The organism is Paenibacillus sp. FSL H8-0548 (assembly GCF_038630985.1).
Taxonomy (GTDB): Bacteria; Bacillota; Bacilli; order Paenibacillales; family Paenibacillaceae; genus Pristimantibacillus.
This window is the reverse complement of sequence record NZ_CP152049.1, coordinates 1,552,908-1,574,790: the sequence shown is the minus strand read 5'-3', so window position 1 is coordinate 1,574,790 and position 21,883 is coordinate 1,552,908. Positions and strand designations below refer to the sequence as shown.

General features: G+C 42.9%; 13 protein-coding genes. 1 reads left to right on the top strand and 12 read right to left on the bottom strand.

The features are described 5' to 3' along the window. Window positions 1-233: 233 nt before the first annotated feature. The 7 genes from MHI37_RS06615 to MHI37_RS06585 form a co-directional block, all read right to left on the bottom strand. Complete coding sequence (locus MHI37_RS06615) at window positions 234-1,928, bottom strand: cellulase family glycosylhydrolase (RefSeq protein WP_076334527.1); 1,695 nt, start codon at window positions 1,926-1,928, stop codon at window positions 234-236. Window positions 1,929-2,027: 99 nt separating this feature from the next. Next, window positions 2,028-3,422 carry a family 43 glycosylhydrolase gene (locus tag MHI37_RS06610; protein ID WP_076334528.1) on the bottom strand — a complete coding sequence of 465 codons (1,395 nt, stop codon included), beginning with the start codon at window positions 3,420-3,422 and terminating at the stop codon, window positions 2,028-2,030. Between the two features lie 172 nt (window positions 3,423-3,594). After that, window positions 3,595-5,118 carry an ABC transporter substrate-binding protein gene (locus MHI37_RS06605; RefSeq protein WP_076334529.1) on the bottom strand — a complete coding sequence of 508 codons (1,524 nt, stop codon included), beginning with the start codon at window positions 5,116-5,118 and terminating at the stop codon, window positions 3,595-3,597. 62 nt (window positions 5,119-5,180) lie between these two features. Further along, window positions 5,181-6,065, bottom strand: a complete 885-nt coding sequence (locus tag MHI37_RS06600; RefSeq protein WP_076334530.1) for a carbohydrate ABC transporter permease — start codon at window positions 6,063-6,065, stop codon at window positions 5,181-5,183. A gap of 14 nt (window positions 6,066-6,079) precedes the next feature. Further along, window positions 6,080-6,985, bottom strand: coding sequence for an ABC transporter permease subunit (locus MHI37_RS06595; RefSeq protein WP_256709393.1), 906 nt, complete (start codon window positions 6,983-6,985; stop codon window positions 6,080-6,082). A 100-nt stretch (window positions 6,986-7,085) separates the two neighbouring features. Further along, window positions 7,086-8,654 (bottom strand): response regulator, encoded by a 1,569-nt coding sequence (locus MHI37_RS06590; RefSeq protein WP_076334532.1) that lies wholly within the window; start codon window positions 8,652-8,654, stop codon window positions 7,086-7,088. 3 nt (window positions 8,655-8,657) lie between these two features. Further along, window positions 8,658-10,394 (bottom strand): histidine kinase, encoded by a 1,737-nt coding sequence (locus MHI37_RS06585; RefSeq protein WP_076334533.1) that lies wholly within the window; start codon window positions 10,392-10,394, stop codon window positions 8,658-8,660. A 357-nt stretch (window positions 10,395-10,751) separates the two neighbouring features. Between MHI37_RS06585 and MHI37_RS06580 the strand changes: the two genes are divergently transcribed. Beyond that, window positions 10,752-11,684, top strand: coding sequence for an AraC family transcriptional regulator (locus tag MHI37_RS06580; RefSeq protein WP_076334534.1), 933 nt, complete (start codon window positions 10,752-10,754; stop codon window positions 11,682-11,684). A 93-nt stretch (window positions 11,685-11,777) separates the two neighbouring features. On the opposite strand, the gene ltrA is transcribed toward MHI37_RS06580, so the two are convergent. From ltrA to MHI37_RS06555, 5 genes are all read right to left on the bottom strand, one after another. Continuing rightward, window positions 11,778-13,214, bottom strand: a complete 1,437-nt coding sequence (gene ltrA / locus MHI37_RS06575; protein ID WP_076334535.1) for a group II intron reverse transcriptase/maturase — start codon at window positions 13,212-13,214, stop codon at window positions 11,778-11,780. A 747-nt stretch (window positions 13,215-13,961) separates the two neighbouring features. Beyond that, window positions 13,962-18,530: a glycoside hydrolase family 3 C-terminal domain-containing protein gene (locus tag MHI37_RS06570; RefSeq protein WP_076334536.1), complete on the bottom strand. Its 4,569-nt coding sequence runs from the start codon at window positions 18,528-18,530 to the stop codon at window positions 13,962-13,964. A 226-nt stretch (window positions 18,531-18,756) separates the two neighbouring features. Then, entirely contained in the window at window positions 18,757-19,575 is an 819-nt protein-coding gene (locus MHI37_RS06565; RefSeq protein ID WP_076334537.1) for a carbohydrate ABC transporter permease, read from the bottom strand. Further along, window positions 19,572-20,441, bottom strand: a complete 870-nt coding sequence (locus MHI37_RS06560) for a sugar ABC transporter permease (RefSeq protein ID WP_076334538.1) — start codon at window positions 20,439-20,441, stop codon at window positions 19,572-19,574. The genes MHI37_RS06565 and MHI37_RS06560 overlap by 4 nt, the downstream gene beginning before the upstream one ends. Window positions 20,442-20,467: 26 nt before the next feature. Beyond that, entirely contained in the window at window positions 20,468-21,802 is a 1,335-nt protein-coding gene (locus MHI37_RS06555) for an extracellular solute-binding protein (protein WP_076334539.1), read from the bottom strand. Window positions 21,803-21,883: the final 81 nt, after the last annotated feature.

Sequence of the window (21,883 nt, the reverse complement as noted above, 5' to 3'; positions counted from 1 at the left end):
CCTAAATATAGAATGATCTCACCATGGCTGCGGCACGAGCATCGGTCCAAGATTTTAGAACTTTAAAATGAAAATATAGTCGAACAAGTGATTCAGAACGGTAAATCCAATTCGTATTTCTAAAAATAACGATTCAATTTCAATGCAAAAGGGACTCAGAATATTGTCATTCTAAGCCCCTTTTGTTATCATTCTGAAAAGACTACTCTTAAGAGTAGTCTTTTCACCGTGAATTAGCGATTCTCAAATACAAGCCTTTTGAGTACGATCGTTCCGTCGGTCACAGCTAGTTTAATTGAGGCTGCTTCAGAAGCAGGAATCTGCCCAATTTCCACTGTATGCTTCCCAGTTTCTGTCGTTACCGTCAACGTGCCGACTATTTTTCCGTCCGCCTCCGCAAAGAGACTAGCTGCTCCCGCCGCGAAATATTCCAATATGAGCTGGCAACTCTCGTTTACGTTCCGAATAGTGTAAGTGACAAACTCCCCTTGCCTAAGCTCGAGACTCAAATTATGCCAATCCTGCCCGGCGGGATCCATCACGTGCTTATCGCCGAAGACGACGGCTTGAGGGCTCTTGTCCGGCGCTTGTTGATCTGGATCATATATGATCTTCATCTCATCTGCGAGACGGAAATCCAACAAATTGGAATAATGATATTGGCCATAAAAGGACTTGCCGCGACCTGGGAGCGCGTTATAAGAAACCGCGGGAAGCGTAGACGAGGGCTTGCGGTTATAAAAGCGATGTACGGAATCATCTAAAATGCAGTTCTCGAACTTAATATTTTCCAACACCTCGTCCCAGATTTGGCGGCTTTTCTCGTACCCGGGCTTCGTTCCTCCGGTGTAATAATCGCGCACCAACTGCCAATCCTTAGGCAACTTATAGGTGCAGGGACTAGGGAAGTCGCCCATGGCCGCTTTCCATGCCCACAGGTTGGTTCCGATATGGTATTCCGCCGCCAGTTCCGAGAAAGTGGAAATCCACTCGGGACTGCCTCCCCCTTCTCCCATCCACATCGGTACGTTCAGCTCGATGCTCTTGCTGACGTATTGGTGGATTGTTTTCGGTTCAGGAGAGCCGCCATACCGATGGAAAGCAATGAACCAGTTCGAACACTCCGGATCAAAGTTTTTATTGAATAAATCTACCGCCCAATTAAACCGGTTCCCACCTAGCACAATCGCGTGCTGCTTATCGATTTTCCGGATCCGCGCAATACATTCCTCGTAAAATCTTAACAACTCCGGAATCAGATGATCCCAGCGCGGCACCGAGATCGGCTCGTTTAGCAACTCATAAGCGGCTACAATCCAGCGATCCTTATATCGTCTCGCAAATTCCTCCCAAAGAATGAGCGTACGTTCCCAGTTTTCCTCGTCCAGAAACATATGTGGAATGTTGTCGATCCCGTCGTCGCAAGACAAGCCCGATTGCCCGCCAGGTGCGCCGTGCATGTCCAAAACCGCGTAGATTTTATGCTTTTCGCAATAGCCGAGAATTTCATCCAGCATTTGAAATGAATCTTCGTTAAAACGGAAACCTGGCTCTTCGTACAGGAACGTCCGTGCGCTGACAGGCAGTCGAACGGAGTTATATCCGTACTCGGCCATGGCCTGAATATCCCTTTCACCCAAATGGTTGCGGAACCATCTAGGCCAAAATTTCTCGGCATATTCAGGGCCGCACATTTCAATGATGGTTTGATTCATCGTACGGCCTCTGTCCATCGGCGCCGCAATATAATGGCCTGACTTCGCAGCTGCAAAGTTGATCGGCGGGCCTCCGATCATGAAGCCTTCCGGATTGTTCCAACTGCCCGCACCCCAGCCCCGAAGCAGGATTTCCTCGTTGTCTCCGTTCATCAGGATTCTACCTTTCGTTTTCAAAAACCCTTTGACTCTTTGATTGGAAAATAGGTCCATACTTGCAACTCCTTTTTAAGTATCCAGTTTAATGAACGGATAGTCGTTTGACCAATGAATAGGGCGAAAAAAACGTCACGCCATTTCTTCCCTGCGCCATTATCCGTAATGTTCGGTTATCAAAAATAACTGATTATGAGCACCGTTCCAAGCATGAAAATGGGACTCTGACTGCAAAAAAGGATCATACTGTGATGTATACAAATAACTTTGTTCCTTTGAATTTAGCGTTAAAACTTGCTCATTTCCCCGATTTCGAATGATTCGCCTTCCCTTCCCGCCATCTATCAATTTCCATTGCTGCCATTTATCATCCGAACGGTCTGCCATTATCACTTCCTCACTTGTTTCCAAAGCTTCCAAAAATAGATTTGTCGAACGGTTCTTAATGCGAATGTAACCTGCGAAATCCGGCTCTATTATCCATGAAAGAGAAGGGGAGGAATACGAAAGTATTTGTGTACAAACCCTTTCCTTACCTTCGCTTTTAGTGGATAAATACCGATTGAAACCATTACGGATGCGAACCATTGTACGGTCTCCCCGTTCTGTTACGACGTTACCACTATCCAAACGAACCTCTACAAGATCCGCCCAATGAAGCTCTAACGTGCAATTTGTCGGAAATGAAAGGGGCAAGATTGCATAGGAGGAGCTATGATAATCACTCGGATCCCACCTGTCGCCAATGTACAGATAGGTCGTTTTTTCGCTGCCTTGTACAGGCAATATAAACATAGGTTGCGTATCGAAGGTAGTCGAACCGCCAAAATCATGCAATTGGGACCAGTTCCCGTCTATATTGCTCGAATATGCGTATTTTCCTTGATTTGGCTCCCATCCCGTGCAGCCTGAGGTAAGCAGAAAATAGACGCCCTCCCTCTTCATTAAGATCGGTGCCTCTCGTAATTGTCCTGGCCATAACGTCTTAACATGCTCGTCGATTGAAAGATAGTCTTCACTTAGTCGGTAAATGTGCAAATCTGCGTTCTCACGTGCAGAAGAGATGAAGTAGGCAGTTCCGTCATCGTCAATAAACAAGGTGCAATCCCTCGATTGATGACCAATTGGGTTAAAGCTACCGTGGTAAACGTAAACCCCGTCGACAGTATCGCACGTGGCTACCGCACAACGGCCGGCTTCGTAATTCTCATCGTTCTCCCAGTGCATCCACATCACATACTTATTGTCTCGTCGATTATAAATGACTTTCGGTCTTTCAATAATCGCACCTTTTTCCATTTCATTGTTAGTTTTAAGCGTTGGGTCTGTCATCATATTTATCGGCTGGAATGGTGAATTCAGCGTAAGTACGTTGCCTTGAAATTCCCAATCCACCAGATTCGAAGATCGATAGCAAGAAACACGATTCTCGCCCTGCCTGTCCTCCCCGAACCAGTACACATATTCTCCTACTCGAAGCATCCCCCCGCCATGAGCTTGTATGGGATTGCCTGCAACATCCGTCCATAAGGAACCATTTTTTATAAACATGATTGCCTCCAGTATTTATTTTATAATCTCTATACGAGATGTGTGTCTCGTTACTGCTGTGACTTCATCCCGTAGATTTTTTTAAAGAAGTTGTTCAAAAAGTCCACTTGTCCACTTTGGATCAAGAAGTATACCCCAACAAAGGAGACTACTGTTTCAAATTACAACTAGCCTATTTCGTAGCAGCCCATGCATCCAACTGCTTCTGCTTTTCAGCAATAATCTTATCCAGGCCAGCCGTTTTCAGCTTACTGTTGAACTCGTTCAATTTTGATGGATCGACAACACCATTTTCCAAGCCAGCACGATACGAATTTAATACGTTGGTCGCAGCAGCGATTTCCGTTTTTACCGGTGTTGGGTCGAAAGTGAATCCAAATGTAGACGGCTTGACCGCCAATGAATCGAACTCCTTAATCTTTGCCCAGATTTCCGGGTCTGACCCTTCTGTAGGATATACCATTGCATTGTTGCCTTGCTGCCAGTTATTGAACATATAAGTTGGAGGGCCTTCCGCCGGCACAATTGTATCTCCTTCTTTCTTCACATAGTGCTTGCCTTCAATTCCAAGGGCAAGGAGATTCATGATCTCCTTGTCCGTATACAGCAGGTTTAAGAATTCCATTGCTTTCTCTGGATTCTTACTGTTCTTGGCTATCGATGTCATAAAGCCAGAGGCATTATTCGTAAAGCTTATCGGCTGAGACAATTGAATAACTATACTCGGATATCCATATTGTTCGGTTGTAGCGGCCTCAACACCGGGGAATATCGTTCCGAACGAACCAAATGCTTGTCCTGCTTCCACTACACTATTGCCCTCGATCTGTGATGTAGCCAAATCTTTTTGGATATACCCTGCCTTGTACCATCCATGTACAAGGGCAATGGCGTCACGGTAATCCTCTGTCTCAAATAGGTTTATCACTTCTAATTTATTGTTTCGAATATCCATTACACCCAGTGAGTCACCAAACACATCAAATTTATCGCTAATTGTTGCAATAGCTGGAGTCATCGCACCTTTCGTAACTGGAATTATTTTCGGATCATTATCTTTAATCGCTTGAAATACAGATCCCAAATCTGACCAGATTTTCACTTGAGTCATATCGATCTGGTACTGATCGATCAAGTCTTGGCGGCCAAGGAAGCCGAAGGCAACGGACAGACCTCCTACCCTAGGAATACCGTATAGTTTTCCGTCAATCCGCGTAGCATCGATAACGTCTTTTTCAAGCACTTCTTGAATTCCCTGTCCGTACTGAACAAGCAGATCGTCTATCGCAATAATCTGTCCTCTCGAAACTTGACCGCTATAATGGTTGATGTAGGCATTCGTCATGATCAGGTCCAATTTTTCATTCCCGGAGAGCATCAGATTGGTCTGTTGTGTCCATTGCGAACCACCAATAAATTCAAGCTTCACCGTTACGTTGATCTTTTCTTTCGTAATTTTACTGATCTCTTCCTCGACTAGTTTCGCATCATCGGTCGGACCAGTTGACATTACCGCATAAGTTAATTCATAGGGTTCGGCCGTGGTCGATGAAACATTCGTACCCAATCCTTTTTCATTTGCCGAGCCTTCGTTAGTAACAGATTTTTCAGAAGCACCACTGCAAGCTGAAAGAATTAAAGATAAAACAAGTATGACGGAAGCGATGCCTGTGAAGCGTTTCCTTGTGTTCTTCATTTGTTTTCCCCCTATATTTTAAAGATTATTTATGCTAACCGATGCGAACACCGGAGAAGCAACTAGCCCTTTACAGCTCCGATTGTCAGACCCCCGATGAGATATTTCTGAAAGAACGGATAGGCGATTATCAATGGAAGCATTCCGACCACTCCCATCGCTAGGCGAACGGATTCAAGCGGTACGTTACTGGTAAGAGCCACATTTTGGCCGCCAAGACTGTTACTTTGGAAAAACTGGGCATCACTTAGCATCCGATTGAGCAAATTCTGAATTCCGAATAGTTGTGGATCTGTGAGATAGATTAAGCCGTTATTCCAATCATTCCAATAAACGATGGCAACAGTTATGGCTGATGTCGCCATGATTGGTAAGGAAAGCGGCAAAACGATTTTTCGAAAAATCAAACCTTCTCCTGCTCCGTCAATATACGCCGATTCTATTACTGGAATTGGTACAGACGTAGTAAAGAAAGTCCGTATCAAAAAAATCAGAAATCCATTCGTCAGAAGATTCGGAAGCAGCAATGCGAGAAGCGTATTCTTAATGTGAAAAATCTCTGTGTATACGAGATACGCGGACACCAAGCCACCATTGAACAACATGGAGAAAAAGACAAGAAATGCAATAATCTTGCGGAACGGCATATCTTGCCGCGACAAAGGATACGCGATCAAAGCGGAAATAATAACTCCTGCAATGGTACCTACAACGGTTATGAGCGTCGAAATGCCGAAGGCGCTGAAAATAGTGGTACCTTGATTCCACAAGTACTGATAAGCTTCAAAATCAATATTTTTGGGAAACAAGGAATAGCCATCGACAATAAGTGAATCCGAGCTCGTCAGGGATGCCATAATGAGGAGCACAACCGGAAACAAACAAGACACTGCAGCCAAAATGAAAATAGAATGGACGATATAAGGATTCAATCTTTTCTGTGGCATATCATAACCCCTTCCTAGAACAATGCTTGATCTTTGCTTCGTTTTGAAACTACATAATTAGCAAGGACAACGAGAATGAATCCGACGAACGACTGATAGAGCGCTGCAGCAGAGGCCATTCCGAAATCGCCGAGTGTCATCAACGCACGGAATACATAGGTATCGAGCACATCGGTCGTTGACTGGAGTGCGCCGGAGTTCAAAGGCACCTGGTAAAACAGTCCGAAATCCGAATAGAAAATGCGACCGATTGACAACAGTACCAAAACGGTAATTATCGGCATAATCAACGGAATCGTTATTTTGAGAATCTGCTGCCAGCGACTTGCACCGTCAATGGTCGCGGCTTCATAATATTCATGATCTATGCCGATGACTGCCGCGAAGTAGATTATGGAGCTGTACCCTACGGATTTCCACATGTTTATGATCGTCAGGATATAGGGCCAATATTTCGGCTCACCGTACCAAGAGATCGGTTCTATACCCAGTAGCGGAAGAATCTGTCGATTCAAAAATCCATTTTCCACATCCAGCATCGCAATCCCTAGGTAGGCGACGATGACCATAGATATGAGAAATGGCATTAGAATTATGCTCTGATAGAATCTTGACATCAGTTTTTGTTTCACTTCATTAAGAAGAATGGCGGCCCCTACAGAGAGAATGGTCCCGAGGACAATGAACACGGTATTATAGAGCAGCGTATTACGGGTAATCAGAAAGGCGTCCGCTGTTCGAAATAAATATTCAAAATTGGCGAACCCCACCCAATCGCTCCCCCATATTCCTTTAGAAAAATTAAGATCCTTAAAAGCAATTATGATACCGAACATAGGCAAATAGTTATTAATCAATAAATAAATCAAAGCGGGCATAGTCATAAGTAACAGAGTCCGATAACGCTTCAGATTCTTCATCGTCTTCCTTCTTTCTTGTGCAATTTCATCATCTGCCATTATCATAAACTTTTAAGCATGAACGAATACGACCTTTTCCTACCGCATTAACGACATCTCTTTATTTCCGACGATTGTCTCGAAAGTCGCTTGGAGTCTTGCCATGATATTTTTGAAATACTTTTGTGAAATGAGAAATTGTGACATAGCCCACTTTACGCGCGACGGCTTTGACCGTCATATCCGTTTGAGTTAATAATTTCTCAGCAAGTTTCATTCTTTCCATCAAGATATAGTTAGAAATAAGCAGACCTGTCTCTTTCTTTATAAGTCTGGTTAAGTAATCTGGATTTAAATAAACATGATTTGCTATATCTTCTCTAGTAATATTTCTCTCTAAATTAGCTTGTATATATCGTTTGACTTTATCGACGATAGAGTCAGATTCCTCAGTTAGGTATTCCACTGTTCTAGAGGTCACATGCTGAATCCAACCAATCATATCTGTAACTGACCGTACGGCACTTTGGAATATTTCCCTTGAAGTCACATCTTGGAATAGTTGGTTGGCTAATATGCCTTTCTCTCGCAACAAGGAGTACATCATTTGCAGGAAATCGTGATGAAACCGATGAAGTAATTCAGCCGTGGTGCCTGGTGCGCGGGATAATTCGTCTAAATAATGAGTTGCCTCTCCCAACATCACATCAGTCTTACCATCCGTTATCAATGCAGACCAGATCCTCATATCAGGGATCGATGGTATGAGGGTCCCTGCCTTCTTCTCTTCTACGGTAAACACTTTATTATCGTAGGCTACATTCCTGTTTTCCTGCTCGGAAAGCATATCGAACTGCACCGAAATCGAACTAAAAGTGGAACTCTCGCCGATGTAACAGCATAAATCACAATAGAAATATCGGTGACAAGCACTCACATAATCCTGCAATGTAGCATACAGAAGACCGCTTTCCACCAAATTGGAAGATGATAATACGATAGCCGCCAATGTCCCCTTCTCCAGTCCAATTATGGAGACTTCACCAGCGATCAAAACCTCTTCTACCGCGTTGCGCAACGCATACTCCATAACTCGTTCATCCCGAGTAGTCAGTGGCTTCAACCAACGTTTCACCTTAATTAGAATCGGTACCATCTTTGACTCCTGAATGACCAGATTTCTTTCTCTTGCAGCCCTGCGTATAGTTTCATCATCCGATGGAATCCTTCGTTGAATGACATCTAACCAAAATTTTTCCTTGATGTGCGTTTGATTGCGCATCCAGCTTTGATTGATTTGCTGAAGATGAACTTCCCTGCTAATTTTATCCATCGCTTTCAAAATGACTACTTCCAATTCTTCTTTTGGAACAGGCTTTAGCAGGTAGTCAAGAGATCCTAACTGAATAGCTTTTTGTGAAAAGTGAAAATCCGCGTGACAAGTCAAAAACACACATTCAGTGGATGAGTGAAAATGCCTTACCCATTCCAACAGTTGGAGTCCAGAACCTCTTGGCATTTCGATGTCACTAAGCATAATATCGACGGTATGCTTACTGAAGACCGCTTGAGCTTGCTTCATGCTTTGTGCTGTGAAAATCTCCGTAATCCCATACTTGCTCCATTCTAAGGCCCCCTGTACAGCCCTAATCGCAGTAGTTTCATCATCGACAATCAATAAACTGGTCATATTTTATCGCCCTCCATCTCTTTCTGGTTGAATTGGTAATTCGATTTCCACGACTGCTCCATGCATATCGGCGTTCCGATATCGGAGTTGCGCCCGTTCCCCGTATAGTATTTGCAATCGGCTGTGTATATTTCTTAGCCCTGTTTGCTTTCCATCCGCAAGTTCAGGCAGTCCTCCGTCTTGGAGTAAATGCAGAACCTCAGAGGTAAATCCTTCACCGTTATCCTCGATTTTGATTTTCATGCAAGGCTCATTGCCATCAATGTCTGTTTCGATCTGAATGAAAAGTCGGATATACTCGTCCGGAGAAACTGCGTACTTGATTGTATTCTCAACAAATGTCTGGATTACCAAAGGCGGAACCGACGTATGCAGCAAGATAGAAGGGACGTCGACAATACATTCAAAACTGTCCGGATATCTGAGCTCCTGAATACGAATATAGTTTCGAACATGTTCCAGTTCGTCTTTTAAGGGAACGAATGCAAGATTATTTCGGAACATATAACGGAAATAATGAATTAAGCTTAGCGACATCTCCTGAATAAGATCGAAATTTTTTTCCTGGGCAAAATTATAAATAATGTTAAGCGAGTTCAAGAAAAAATGAGGATTCAATTGAAGCTGGAGATGTTGAAGCTCTGTCTTTTGCTTGCTTAGTCTTTCTTCATAAATATCAATTTTTAAAGCTTCGATCTGAGACATCATACTGTTAAACCTTTGATTGACGATCTCGAATTCTTCCGATGTTTGATATTCAGGAATTCTCAAATTCACATTCCCATCCCCGATTTTTTTCATAATGGTTACGATTCGGTTAATAGGTTTAAGGAAAGTATTTCGGAGAAACACCAAAAAAAACGGAATCATCAATATGAAACATCCCAAAATGAGATACACAATCTGAGTTAAATACGGCAGGTTCTCTAGAATCGTCCGTTCTGGAATAACCGCTACCAATGAAAACCCACCTTTTTTGGAGGACTCCGCGACAACCAAATAACTATTATTCTTACCCGTCATATAAAAGGGGAGTGTTTGGGGAAGCAAATCGATTTCACGTTCTCGTATATATTCCCCATGTCCCATTGCCTTTCCATCATGTGTTGCAAACAACGCAGCGCCTTGATCGCCAATACGAACTAGAGACAGCGGCAATAATAAAGTTTTTGCATTGACCCATGCCCCTATATACGTATTGCCGATACGCGCAATAAAACACAAATAGTACTCGTTACCGACTTGGACTGCCCGCCAGCCTTTCCCTGACTCCACGGTTGGAACTAATTGCGTTTCCAAATAATCTCGCACCTCCTTTACTTGTTCCGCCTGTTGGTTCGCGTGATCGACTTGCATCCAATCACGTTTGACTGGAGAATATACGAAAAAGCTGTCAATCGATTTATAATTCATTGAATCCGCAAGAAGCTCATTATAAAGTCTTATTTTTGCTAACTCATAATCAGGTTCCGCCGAGTTTGGGTTTTCCATGATTTCCAGATCGTTAGAGGTTGCTGCCATTGTTTTAATATATTGATCCGTATCATCCAACCCACTATCAATGAGTTGAATATACAGTGATATCATATTTTGATTTGACTCTGCTACCTGTTGACGCACCACATTGATCGCATAAAAATTGTTATAAGCAAGCAACGCGATTAAAGGCAAAGTAATCGCAAGCGCCCCTGTTATCAGCTTAAAGCTAATTGACTTTGTAGAAATACTCATTTTCTTCATCTGCGTGTCATCTTCCTCTCAATATCATATTTTCCATTTAGTATGCATAAGTATGCAAAACTTTCCGCGAACAAGTAAGACTTCCAAATGCATATATTACGTCTATTTTAAGTGGCTTTTTGATGGAAATTAAACAGGTGGTCTCAAGGAGACCACCTGTTTTGTACGTTTCACTGTATGAAGTTTCATCCCTCTAAGGGAGTGGTTCATATACACCGATCCTTGTTATCCTGTGTAGACCTCGTATACCAGTATTCTGCAACCTCGAAACATTTCCAAAGAAATCCCCCTTACGATTCATGTAAGAATAATTGTATAATAGTAAACTAAGAAACAACACAGGAAGAAGTGACATATATGGATGATAAATATGCCGAAGACTTGAAACAGAACGTAAAACAGGCAGCTCGATCATCAATCCATCATTCTCAGGTTACGGAACATTTTAAAGACGAATTCCCACTTTTCTTAAATAGATGGGAGGAAGGATTCGAACTAAGGGCGCATGATCACGATTACATCGAAATCGTGTATGTAATGGCTGGCGATGGCTATCACTATGTTGGCGATATCGTTGAGCGAACCTATAAGGGCTGCTTATACGTACTACCTGTCGGAACCTCGCACGTATTTCGCCCGAGTGGAGCATCTAATAAAAACAAACTCATTGTATATAACCTTTGTATTCGACCGGAATTTTTAGATGAGTTAACGGTTTGGCTGTTACGGTATTCCGATAATCAACCGTTCACAATTTTTAAGGGGAGCCCTGGAACCTATGTTGCAATTGTCGACAAAAGCATGGAACTCGTGAGCTTGTTTGAGCATATGTATAGAGAGTTTTCAGAGATGAAGTCGAGCTTTACTACCTCCATTTTCGGGAGTTTGATGCAACTCTCCGTACGAATATCCCGAATTTGGCATCAAGAGGTATTATCGGAAGACGGAGATAACGTTCATCTAAGCTCGAATCTGTCGAATATTTTAGATTATGTACACCTCCATTTCACCGAGCGGTTAACCGTTGAACAATTATCTGCCAAATTCGGCATTAGTTCCCGTCATTTCATTCGGTTATTTCAATCAGCAACAGGAACGGGATTTTCAGAGTTTCTTCAGCATAAGCGGGTTGAATATGCCTGTCGATTGTTATTGGAAACCGATTTTAAAATTGCATATATCGCGAAAAGCTCAGGCTATAAGGATACTGGGCATTTTAATGCATTATTTCATAAAATTGTCGGTACTAGTCCAAGCCTGTATAGAAAGACAAATAAGTCTTTGAAGTAATAAAGTAGGGGAACCACTCTCATGGCTCCCCCCTTATCGAACCGCACGTGCCCTACTAAGGCATACGGCTCACCAACGTGATTCAACTTGTAATCAATATGTCGCTAAACGTTGTGCGTATTGCATTTTACGGACGCGGTCGGGAGTATAATACTCCTGTCCTCGTTCCTTTGCTTTCTGCACCTTCTGGGCATGCTTTGCCTTCTGTCTGTTCTTCATGTAGTCGATATAGTTTTCGAGTGTATAACCATACTGCGCATTGTAATATGCCCAGAAGGCAGAAACGAGACCGATTCTAGCAAAGAATTCGTTGTTCCATTTCGTCTTCATCGCGTGTCCTTTTCTTTGGCTTGGATGGCTGTGAGTCATGGCGACTCGCAGTCGTTGTCTCACATACCCGTCCATATCAAAGAGCTGGTTTCTGCATGCATTAAAGAAACAACGACTTTCCTGTCCGTATCGCTTGTTTTCCTCTACTGCTTTATACAGGTTCAGGAAGTAGTTTACCTTTCCACGAATAATCGGATTGACGCGCTCTAGCCATGCTTTTTTGTTTAGTGTTAGGGTTTTCCGGGTCTTCGCCTTGACTTTCTGCTTGAAGTCTTTCCACGTGGCATCTTTTGGTTTTGCGATGAAATACGGCTTACCGTCTTTCTTCCGCTCTCGCCAGTGCTCAAACGTGAAACCTAGGAAGTCGAAGTCGTCTTCCTTGAAGTTAACTGTTTTGGTTTTCTCCATGGCTACTTCTAGCCCTAGTTCTCCCAGTGTTTCTCGGGTGACTTCAGCCGCTTTCCGGATTTCTTCCTCCGTTTTCGCGAACAATAGAAAATCATCGGCATAGCGCACGAAGCGGATACCATGCTCCTCCAACTTCCAGTCCAACTCATTGAGATACAAGTTGGCTAGTAAGGGTGAGATAACTCCGCCTTGCGGCGTGCCGGCATCCACTTCATGATATCTCCCCTCTTCCATATACCCCGCTTTAAGCCATTTCCAGATCATGTCCAATACCGTTCCATCTGCGATGTATTTCGTCAGTATCCCTATCAGTTTCTTGTGAGGGATATTATCGAAGAAGCCGCGGATGTCACAGTCATAGATAAAATTATGGTCTGTTTCAATGTTCCACAGGATAATCTGGGCGACGCGTTTCGCCCCATAGTTAGGGCGATACCCGCATGACCAACGATGGAATATGCTTTCCTCACATTTTGGCTGTAACACGTTCACAATGGCTTGTTGCACAATCCGGTCTTCAATGTTGGGTATACCTAGCGGGCGCATCTTCCCGTTCTTCTTTGGGATATATCGTCTGCGTACGGGGGATGGAACATAGGCTTTGTTTTTGAGTTTCTGCAAGAGTTCGCTTAGATTTTCGTCCAGCTTCTTCTCATAGCTCTCCAAGGTTTCACCGTCGATTCCACCCGCACCTTTGTTTTCTTTCACTTGTAACCATGCTGCGTGAAGTTTTCGTTCAAACAGAATTTGCCCATAAATACTGTGCCACTTTAGCTTCAATTCTTGATTCAAGTCTATCGCCCACCTTTCATCGTACCCAATCCGTTCGTTCTTACCGCAGTAACGTGACGGTTGTTTGGCACCACATTCAAGTGTTTGTTCACGAGGTCGTTCCCCTTCCGTTCAGCAGATGTTTGGTCATCTGCCTACTTCCGTACTATGAGAACGTCTGAATTCTCAACCATGACTACAATTTCGACGAAGCCTTATATGTAACCATCCTTTATAGGGAAGCAGAGAACCTCACGGGGTCATCGTATCTTCCTTCTGAACATACCCAGCACCTTCACTTGATAAGCCACCGCTATCCGTCTGGTTCATTGGACAACGATTTTTTTTCCTAGGCTTCCCGTTATTTACGCACAGTCGCCGACTTATCCTGCCGCTACGTGCTTCACGCTTTCGCATTTGGGTCTGCTCATCCGCCTACGGGTCTCTCGATTATCCGCATCTCCTTCAGACAAGTACCTCGCGATATTGCCCTAGATTAGGCTTCTCAAGTCGCACCAGAGCGCTTGAGGAGGGACTTTCACCCTCCAGAAAACATCCTTCCAAGCTCTCGGCTCGTGTTTACCTAAGGTAACGTAGCCGCCGCTTTTAACAGATTGCATATAGCGAATAATTCGCTAAAGAAACGACTGCCCGTCGCACACAAGAAAGCCGCCAATTTTTGGCGGCTTCGCTTATTCAAAAAATCTTGTACTCGTATAACTCCAATGTTTAATGTTTTATTAAAAATGAGATGTAATGAATGATAAGTTAATTCAAGAGATTTAAGATAACTTGTGCGCTTTCGGCACGATTGGCAATCGCTTTAGGATCAAATCTATTTCCTCCTCGCCCTTGGAGCAATCCTACCTCAACAGCCGCATTAATGTATTCTTGTGCCCAAGCACTAACATCCTGCTGATCGACAAAATTTGTTTTTGTGGACTCGTTTGCTTTATTCCCTTCCTGCAGCTCATAGGCGCGGACGACCATAACTGCCATTTCCTCACGAGTAATGGCTGCGTTTGGCGCAAACTCATTAGGTGTTCTTCCCATAACGATACCTGCCTCGTTTGCTGCAGTTACCGCTTCTGCATACCACGAATTCGCTGCCACGTCTTTAAATGAAAGTGCATTTTTTGCTTCAAGTCCTAACACTCTCACAATCATCGCAGCAAATTCGGCACGTGTGACTTTTTGCAACGGAGCAAAATTCGTTTCGCTTACACCGAAAATGATATGTTTTGCGGAAAGTACCTTAATCACTTCATTCGCCCAGTAAGATTCAGGTACATCCTCAAACGACTTATCGTATTCAAGTACGCCATACTTGCTAAAATGAACCACATCAGCTACTAAAGCTCCCTCTATCAGCTTCCCTGCTGCATACTCTAAATTCCCATTACCAGCGAAGTGATAAACGCCAATCAAATTTGAAACGTTTTCCCCATTAATTTTAAGCGTAATCGTCACAGGTTTGGAGAATTCAGTAAGTTTAATTTCCTTCCCATCATTTGAAATAATTGAGATAACAAATTCAATAACTTCTCCGATTGCTTTGAGACTCGCCTGGTTTTTTTGTGCAGCCTGATTGATAAGATTTTCTGCCTGCGAATCCTCAATCGCCTTCATTGTTAACGAAATATGAGACCCGTTTAAATCTGTCGCAGAGACAAGTGATTTGAACTCCTTCAACACTTCCGATGGAATTTCGACAGTGGAAGCATTACCTTTTACGAATAAAGAGCGATTACCATCAAATACGTTAGCATTAGCTGGGATCTGCACTTGGCTTTTCCCCGATGGCAAATTGACTTCTACATTACCGTCAGCGTTCAAGGTCGGGTTATTAACGACCTCGACATCGCTGTTACTTCCAGTTGAACCACCTGGCGTAATAACGGGGTCGCCTCCACCTGAAGAATTGCTGGTATCAAATGACAAGCTGTCAATCCGTAAATCCGGCTCATGAAAAACGACGTATAGATCATGATTGCCATTAGGAGCGGCTTGACTCAGATCTACCGTGACATCCTGATATCCGAGTTCATTCACAAGTACCCCCGCATTCGCAATCGTGTATGACTTTGGACCCGTAACCGGTACTCCCAGCGTTGCAAGTGGCATACTATCCGGGGAATCGGCATGTAACGTGATCATTCCGCCAGTAGTGGTGGATGCAACGCTTGCTGTCACTTTATTTGCTGCTGTTAGGTTAACTTTCGGAATAGCTATCCATGAGTTGCTCTCTTTTGAACGTACCGCGTAATAACCTCCAACTACCTTTTTTTCTTTCAGGTTAACGGCCGTACGCTCCTTAGATACTTCATGATAAATAACATCATTCGACGCAAAGGAATGATCAAACACGTTAAAAGGCTCGTTTATATTAAGCTGTTCCAGTGTTTGACCTGTAACACTTATATCCTTCTGAAGCCAAATATCCTTGGATGATGCACCGATCATAAGCGTATAAGATCCATTTTCCACGATAAGGTCATCTTTATTTACATCCCAAATTGCAAGTTCGCTAGGATCAACTTGTAACGTAACCTTCTTTGTTTCTCCAGCTGCGAGCATCACCTTTTCAAAAGAAACCAACTTTTTAGCAGGTGCATATTCACCGTAAGCTGACGCATGATTCTTTGCATACACTTGTACAACTTCGGCTGTGTCCACTGTCCCTACATTCTTCACATTTAACGAAACCTCGAAAGGTTTTTGAAAATCAGCAGTCGTTGGTGAGGAAAAATCACTATACGAGAAACCACTGTATGATTGCCCGTATCCAAATTCATAGGTTACAGGAGCATCTGTGTACATATAAGTCAGTTTCGTTTCAATCGGATCCGCATTAGTCATGTCAATAACATACCTAGGGTCAGTCGTTGACAGCGTTTGTGAATCATTTCCTTCCGGTATAGCGTATTCCGAAATTGACGGTAAAGCAGACATGTCTGCATACCAAGTAGAAGTCAGTCGACCTGTAGGTGCATAATCACCATAAAGTACTTGAGCTAGTGCCTGTGCGTCATATTGCCCAGCATACGGTTGATATAGTATCGCTGAAACGTTAGGATTATTCTGAATCTCCTCCAGAATAACTGGGGAACTTGCTCGCACGACAACTACCGTTTTCTTGCCTTTTGCAGCAAAAGCGCTAGAAACCTTCTCAACAAGCTCATAATCGTCGTCGCCTAGGTAAAGGCTGGATCTATCATTACCTTCCCCTGAGCTTAGACGCGGTATCGCTCCGACAAATAGAATCGCGTAATCGTCAGTTTCCGCTCTAACCGAAGTAGCAGCACCTACATCCTGTACCGTTACCATTTCAAACTTCGCTCTGCTATCTTTTTTCACTTCACTAACTGTAGCGGCATCCGTTAATGTGGTGCCTGCAGTTTGTAAACCTCCATCATCGCCAGTAATAATAAACTTTCCGGTTTTGTAATATTTATTAGTAAAATTTCCGAAGAAGCTAAAATGAAAGGAGTCAGACACCAATGAGACCGTATCATCGCTGTTAGTTTCAATTCTTAACGTTGGGGGAATGGTACTGGTATTTCCCTGCAGTAGTTCTCCATTCCAGTCATTGCTAGTCAAATTTAATTTCGTTGAGTCTGTATTTCCGATCTGAGCGTTAAGCGCGCTAGGAGAGGTTACCCACTTATTGTTTTTCAACGAAAGCAAGCTGACCGCTTCCTGGCCCCAATCATAAACTTCGAAAAGTTGTGCTGAATCGGAAGTATTTAAAGGATCTGTCGTCGTGACCAGCTGTGCCCCGGTCTCATTCTCGCTAGCGGTAATCATTTGATCATTAAATGTGGATTTTAACGCAATCACTTTGCCGCCAGTCTTATGGAAAACATTCGCTCCACCAATTTGCTTAATGATGGATGTCAGCGGTGCATCCCCAGAATTCGTTATACCTGGAGTTGATCGTAACGATTTTGCAGTTTTAAACCTAGAATCGGCATAAATGCCTGATATCGCTGCTTTTTTGTTCTTTGCCAGCGGGAGCGTACCGTCATTCTTGAGTAGAACAATACTTTCCTGTGCAGCCCTAAGAGCTATCTCCTGATGCTCAGGCAATATATAAGTCGCTTGAGTAGCAGACACATCACGTGCTCCGCTAGCAAACGGATAGAATTTCGGTATGCCATTTTCGTCTACTTCATTAAAAATACCTAGACGAACCATTTGGTTTACATGTGCTCGTGCAGCTTCAACCAAATCTGCCTCAGTTGCACCATAGAGACCCGATTCTACTGCATCAACTAACATAAGGACATCCTGAAGGCCATCACCTGACTTAGCTAAAGCAAAGAGAACAGATGCATGAGCACTATCAACTGCGTAATTTGTGTCGTAACCGTTCCCTTGAGTATCCTCTCCATTATTAAACGGATTACTATAAGCCCAACGATCGCTATAAAAGTCTGTGCTACTGTAAACTCCGTACTTTGATAAATTGTTCGCATGAATTTGAAATGGTGATAGGATATTAGGAATTCCATTCGTCCTACCGTATGAAGTCATAGCACCTGCAAGGGAACCACTCTCAAATCCTTTAATAGGACTACGAGTATAATACTCATAGATCGATCGAGCGCCAGCACTATTGCTTGCAACTTCTCGGAACCACTGAGAATTGTACACAGAAAAATGCTTTGTTGCTACAGCTGCACGCATCCAGAAGCCATCCGAGCTCGCATCTTGATCCGTACCGCTAAGCCCAGTTGCCATTGTATTCACCAAAGTTGAAGTTAAATGTACATCTTCGCTAAAGCTTTCATCGAATCTACCAATTAAGGGATTCATTCTTAAATCGCTCACAGCTGTGAAAGCGACAGAGTGTGACGCATTCGCTCCATCTTGGATATTGGAGTCTCCTTGTTTTACTCTAAGTTGGCTGAGCTTCTCTGCTCCCATGACATTACCGATATCCGCAATTAGCTCTTTATTCCAAGATTGCCCCATTCCAATATACGCCGGGAAGTCAGTTGAGATACCCTGATCATTATCCGCCGCGGATAATGCACCAGGAATTTTCTTCCCTGAATTTGGTCCACGCTTTAATGTATAATGATTTCTGGCTCCTGCTACGTATACGGCTGGTCCCTCAATCCCTGTATATTCGAAATATGTATCTACAAACTCATCTAAATGTTCGGGGTTCCCATCAAACAGCGGCATGCCGTCAAAGACACCACCTATTTGCGTCTTAAACATCGGAACATCTTCTGCATTTACTTTAATCGTTGGGGTAAAACCTGATATTAATCCTACGGATAATGTAAAAGCTAGTGTAACGGACATCCATTTCTTTTTAACCATCATATATAAACCTCCCTATTTAATTTAGATATATCTTCTTTTAAAGCGTTTACAATAATTGATTTGGATTTCATACATAGAAAAATAAAAGATTAATTTAAATTCCTCATATCAGCGTGCAGGCCGAGTAGTTAACAGGTCAGTTGAAAGCTTATCTGTTAGGTTAGTTTTTTAGATACGATCATAAATCGTACGAGGTTTACAGCTCGCACGATTTACGATTATTACCTTATCCTTTGACCGAGCCCGATGTCATCCCTTCGATGATATACCTTTGTAAGAACAGGTAAACGATCAACATAGGAATCATTACTGTGAGTAAATCAGCGAATACGTAGTGCCACTGTGTCCCATACATCGATACAAAATTATATACGGAGAAAGGCAGAGTCCACATATTGCTATCACTAATAATATAGAGCGTGTTCAAAAAATCGTTCCAAGAAGAAATGGAAACTAAAACAGTGACAGTTGCAATGGATGGCTTCAACAAAGGCAAAATGATCCGTGAGAAGGTATAGAAGCTACCTGCGCCGTCAATCGTTGCTGCCTCGTCCAGCTCTCTTGGCAAGGATCGAACAAAGCCATTCATAATAAAGATCGTGAGTGGAAGATTGAGTGCTGTCATGAATAAAATGAGACCAATGAATTCCCCAGAAATATGGAGTGCCTGCATCAACTTAATTGTCGGAATCATTGAAGGAGGTGCAATCATCCCTGCGAAAAATAAAAAGAACAATGATTGGACCCACTTCCCATGACGTCGTGCAATGAAATATGAACACATGGATCCTGCACCGATAGTAAACGAAACTGTTAATATCGTAACTAATAGGCTATTCTTCAATCCGTTTAGCAGTTTTCCTTCAATAAACACCGTTTTGTAGTTTGACCACATCCACTGAGAAGGGATACTTAGGTCTAACTTTGCCGCTTCAGCAGGACTTTTCAAGGAGCCAAAAACGACTAAAGCTACAGGCAGAATGATGACTAAGCTGCCAATGGCTGCTAATAAAGTAAGCAACCATTTTCTATATTGATTTTTCATTCTGCCGTCTCTCCTTTCCGCATTACTTTTAAGAGAAGAACTGAGACGGCAGCCACGGACAAGAATAGCACAACGTTTGCTGCCGTTCCGTACGCATAAAGTCCCGAACCAAATTGTTTGAAAATAAAGGTGTTCATGACCTCAGTGGCCCCCCCAGGCCCGCCACCCGTCGTAACGAAAATAATCTCGAACGCTTTCATCGAGCCAATCATACTTAGCAAAACGCTGATCGTGACTACCGGGGCCAGGATTGGCAACATGATATACCTGAGTCTTTGTGTATATGTTGTACCATCAATCACCGCTGCCTCCAGCAAATCCTTAGATATCCCCTGAAGACCAGCAAGATACAAAGCCATAGATAAACCAGCCCATTGCCATACATTAACTGCTACCACGCTGTAAAGCGCAATTTTCGGATCACCAAGCCAATCTCTGGTCCAATCAGATAGGCCTATAGTCGTTAAAAGCTGATTAAATATACCATCCGGGTGTAACACAGTCGTGAAGGTATATCCGACAACAAGTGCACTTAGAATACATGGTAAAAAGTATACACTTCGAAAAAAGTTTCGTCCCGCAAGCGATGAGTTAAGAAGAAGGGCTAAAAGAACTCCTATCCCATTTTGTAAAATTGTAACGAGTACAGCATAAATCACAGTATGTTTCATCGCTGTATACATTGCCTTAGTGCCAAGCAGCTCTCTGAACTGTTCAAACCCGACAAATTTAATTGTATCCTTATAGGGTGACCAGTCTGTCATTGAGTAATAAAATCCTGACAATGTAGGATACAAGTAAAGAACACCGTAAATGATAAGCGCTGGAGCAATTAACCACCCAGGGTACATTTTTCTATGAAGCATGGTTCTCTCAACTCCTTACCTAAGCTCTAGAAACCAGCTACTCCTGCTGCTTTCGAGTTTTTCTCTATAATTGATTGAAGACTTTTCGCAACATCCAATGGTGACGTACCGCCGTACATTTGCTGTATGAGAGATGGATAATCACCAAACTCGACTAAAGCAAGTGAGTTAAAGAATGGTACCGCTTTCCCTTGTTCAACGAATACATTCATATCAGCCGTTCCAGGATTCAGTGTTACATCCAGACCTGTCCATGTCGGTATTGATTTGACTTCGTTAAAGTAATTGTTTAATACCTCTGGCTTACTAAAGAACTCAAGAAATTGCTTAGCAACTTCGACGTTCTTTGAGTTTTTGAGAACGTACAGGCCATTTGGATCAGAAATCCCAGCGTAGTTATCTCCGTCCCATGGCATAGGGAACATTCCGATTTCCGCATCCGGATACTTTTCTAAAAGTGGGCTAATTGCCCAGTCTGCTTGGAAAATCATAGCCGATTTTCCAGTCGCAACTTGTTCCAATGACATATCATAAGTTGCGGAGAACAAGTCTTTATTTAGATAACCTTTAGTTTGAAGGTCGGCCTGTTTCTGAAGTGCATCGACGTATTCAGGTACTTGGTCAAACGTGCTTTGTTTAGTATTAATTTTATCCATGAGATCTGGCTGTGTTTTCATAATATTTGCCATAGCGTTGAAGCCGAAGATTTGAAGCGGCCATGCTTCTTTACCTGCTTCGTACACTGGTGTAATACCAGCACCTTTAATTTTCTCGGCAGCAGCTAAAAACTCATCATATGTTTTTGGAATCTCGATCCCAAGATCAGCGAATACTTTTTTGTTATAAATAACTCCCGAGACGCTCAGTCCCGTTACAGGAATGCCGTAAAGCTTGTCATCATTTTTGAGGAAATATTTCGTTACAGCAGGGTTAATGCGGGATACGTACTCTTCATTACTTAGATCCAATAAATTCTTCTCGGGATTAAGCCTTGTGATGGATCCTTTCTGACCCCAATAAAATAGAAGATCTGGAGTATCGCCTGTTGCCAAACGAGTGCTTACAAGATCTGCGTAACTGTTTACAGGTGCACTTTGAACTTCTATTTTATTCCCAGTAGTTTCTGTAAACTCATCGAACAAGGTTTGCCACTTTTTCTCTTTCAACCAATCGCTGGCTACCATTACTTTAAGAGTAACAGGATTTGCGTTCTCACCCGCTGTCTCGGTCGGCTCCGAATTGACTGAATTTCCATTTCCAGTGTTAACTTCGTTTTTCCCACATGCGGCAAGCAAAACGACAAGGGCAAGTAAAACCATCGTTATCTTACTTCTTTTCAATCTAGCCCCTCCAATTTCCATTTTAAACCCTCCAATATAGTTTTGATGTCGGCTTGCTTTTCTATCTTATTGCTTCATTTAAATTTGAGGAATGGAAATAAT